General features: G+C 61.3%; 1 protein-coding gene. It reads right to left on the bottom strand.

The window, feature by feature from the left end; all coding sequences use genetic code 11:
- The coding region (locus SB724_RS22075) for an alpha/beta fold hydrolase (protein WP_410573250.1) at nucleotides 1-200 on the bottom strand (200 nt) is incomplete at its 3' end.
- Between the last annotated feature and the right edge of the window lie 30 nt (nucleotides 201-230).

The following is a 230-nucleotide window of genomic DNA, read 5'->3' as shown; positions in this document are numbered from 1 at the left end:
CGCCCAATGTAGCGCGCAACTTCGCCCCCGCCGGTCGCATGTCCAACGAGCGTGGCATCCTCGATGTCCAGAAAATCCATCAGTGTGGCCAGGTCATCCGAGTAAGTATCCATATCGTGACCGTCGCCTGCCTGCGTCGATCGGCCATGTGCGCGGCGGTCGTGTGCGATGACGCGATAGCCACGTTGCAGCAGAAACATCATTTGCGCGTCCCACGCGTCCGCATCGAG

The organism is Bacillus sp. SIMBA_031, from assembly GCF_046535225.1.
GTDB classification, from domain to species: Bacteria; Bacillota; Bacilli; order Bacillales; family Bacillaceae; genus Bacillus; species Bacillus velezensis.
Note: the sequence above shows the minus strand (reverse complement) of the source record. Positions and strands in the feature narration are given on the sequence as shown.